The organism is Actinomycetota bacterium, from assembly GCA_036280995.1.
In the GTDB taxonomy this organism is placed as follows: Bacteria; Actinomycetota; CALGFH01; order CALGFH01; family CALGFH01; genus CALGFH01.
Map to the genome: position 1 here is coordinate 1 of DASUPQ010000760.1, position 2,631 is coordinate 2,631.

Sequence of the window (2,631 nt, forward strand, 5' to 3'; positions counted from 1 at the left end):
GATGCTCGACCGCCTGGCCGCCGAGTCGTCGACCCCCGCCGCCGAGCGGCTCAAGCAGCGCTATCGGGAGCGGCGCGCCTACTTGCTCCATCTGGTCGAGCTGGCCGACGGCCTGGGCAACCTGCTCGCCAACGTGCTCCAGGCCAACCTGACCGAGGTGTCGGTGCGGCAAAACGACGACATGCGCCGGATATCAGCCTGGGTCGCGATCTGGGCCGTGCCCACCCTGCTGGCTGGCATCTACGGGATGAACTTCCGGCACCTGCCGGAGCTCGAGTGGGTCTTCGGCTACCCACTGGTCCTGGTGGTGATGGCCCTCATCTGCCTGGGGTTGTACCGGGCATTCCGGCGCAGCGGCTGGCTGTAGCCGGCCGGCGTCCCGCGTGACCACGACGGCGGTGCAGGGTGTGCCACCGGGCATCGCCGTAATGGTGGCCAAGCCCTTCGTTGACACAGTGGGGCCGGGGAATGGCCGGGCGTGGTGCGGATCCGAACCCGGAGCACTCCAGGGAAATTAGGAACGGGATCGGGGGGTCCAGCGGCATCGCCTCCCCAATGCCGGCGGCCAAACCTTCCGATCAGTCACTTGGTGTCATAGGTATCACGAACCTGGGCAGATCAGCCTCGGCGATTGCGACCGACAGCCGGGCAGCGCCGACGAAGAAGCTGGCAATGAGCGGCGAGATGAGTATCGGGGCTTGGCTTGCATCACGCCATCATGTCGACCTGCGCTCTCTGGTCGATGCCCGGTGCGGTCTGCCCAGCACCTATTCTGGCAGGGGGTCGAGGTGGAGTCGTCCGCTCGAGCGCTGCTGCAGCGCCTGCTGGAGCGCCCGCCGAGTCGTGAAGTCAATGATGGAGCTCGCCTCGGTGATGAATGCGGGGTCGGCAGCGCCGGTCGAGGACAGCTGGGCGGTGACGCAGCCGCCGGGGAAGACGGTGTACCAGGTCGCTGCCCGGCCGGAGCTGGTTTGGTGGGGCCGCTCGTAGCGTTGTGCGCCGGATTGGTCGGAGGGCCGCTGGATCGCCCCGGTGGTGTCACAGGTGGCGCTGAGCCGCACGACCAGGGAGCCGACCAGGTACTTGGCAAGGGTGACTGTCGACCAGCCGTTTCTGGCCGCCGATGGGCTGGGTCCTTCGCTGGCGTTCACGACCCGCCAGCCGGCCGGCAACGTCCGCACACAGGGGACCAGGGAGGCCGATGGCACCGACTGTGCCTGCAGCCACAGCGGCTCTGGCTGGTCGCAATCGACGTTCGTCAGGTTGAGCAGGGTCGTGGTCTGGTCGTTGTTGACCAGCACAAGGGGAAAGACCAGCGCCAGCAGTGCTGCCAACGGCACCACCAGGAGAAGCAGGCCGACCCGGCGGGCGCTCCAGCGTTGGATCCTGATTGGGCGGGGCCGTGCCGGCAGCAGCTTCAAGAACTCGGCGTGAAGGTCGCGGCCCTGCTGGTGGAGCATCCGGCGCAGCTGGGAGGGCAGGGCCAGTCCGCGGGCGGCCGCGAACCCCTCGGTGATCTCCTCGACCGTGAACTGACGCTTGGCGCGCTCGTATACCTGCCGGGGGTCGCTGCGCAGGGCCAGGCAGAGCATCATGTTGGCCAGGTCGACGGCCTGGCGCCAGGGGCTAGGGCGCACCTGGACGAAGGCGACGTCGATGAGCAGCATGCGGCCGTCGCGGACCAGCAGGTTGGCCGGCTTGATGTCGCGGTGAGCCAGCCCGGCATCCCACAGCTTGCGGATGATCCCGAGGCCGTCGTCGATCACGCTCTGGTCGACCTCGGCCTCGCCGAGCTCGGTGGCCCCGTCGAAGAACTCCGACACCAGCAGGTACTCGCGCTCGGGGGTTAGCTCCACCACACCATACGGCCGGGGGCTGGGGAGCCCGGCTAGATAGAGTTTCTGGAGGGCGTAGTCCTCCTGCTGGACCAGGCGGCGCACGGTGTTGAAGGGCTTCTCGTCCTCCAGGCGGCCGTACAGCAGCTCCCGGCCCAGCTTGTACCACCGATCGGCCCGCAGGTGGTTTTTGGCATACAGCTTGCCGAACAGGATCGTGTCGGTCTCGCCCTTGACCCTGATGCGCAGCGGGGTCGAGCCGGCCGACCCGGCCAGCCCGAATGGTTGAGCGTCCTCGACGACCAGGCCGAGCTGGTCGTCGAGGGCCTGGCGGATCGCCTGTCCCCGGGTCCCGCCGACGTCCAGGTGGGCGGTCCGGCCCCGCCGATAGGTCACCGGGAAGACCTGGCTGGGGGCGAACCAGCGGAAGCCGAGCAGCGGAATCGCCACCCCGATGGCCACACCGACCAGGATGTCGATGGGTGCCTCGACCCCCAGGTACATGCGGGCGAGGGCGACCAGGGCGACGAAGGCGGTTGCCACCCACTTGCCGGTCTGGCGCCAGCGGCCCTCCGGGACCAGGCTGTACAGGATTCCCACCAAGACGACGACCAGCGCCGCCATCTGCGCGGAGGGCAGCGCCCAGGCCGTCCAGTCAATGCGGAACTCGACCCCGAAGGGTCGCGGGCGTCGGAGCATTGGCGCGAGCAGGATCTGGATCATCACGCCCTGCAGGATCCAGGCAACCAGCAGCACCAGCAGATGCCGGAAGCGCCGGCGGATCAACATGGCGAGC

General features: G+C 68.5%; 2 protein-coding genes. One reads left to right on the plus strand and one right to left on the minus strand.

The genetic code is table 11. The features are described 5' to 3' along the window. On the plus strand, positions 1 to 367 hold a 367-nt coding region (locus VF468_25395; protein ID HEX5881622.1), incomplete at its 5' end, for a CorA family divalent cation transporter. A gap of 400 nt (positions 368 to 767) precedes the next feature. Here the strand turns inward: VF468_25395 and VF468_25400 are convergent. Then, on the minus strand, positions 768 to 2,631 hold a 1,864-nt coding region (locus VF468_25400), incomplete at its 5' end, for a phosphatase PAP2 family protein (GenBank protein ID HEX5881623.1).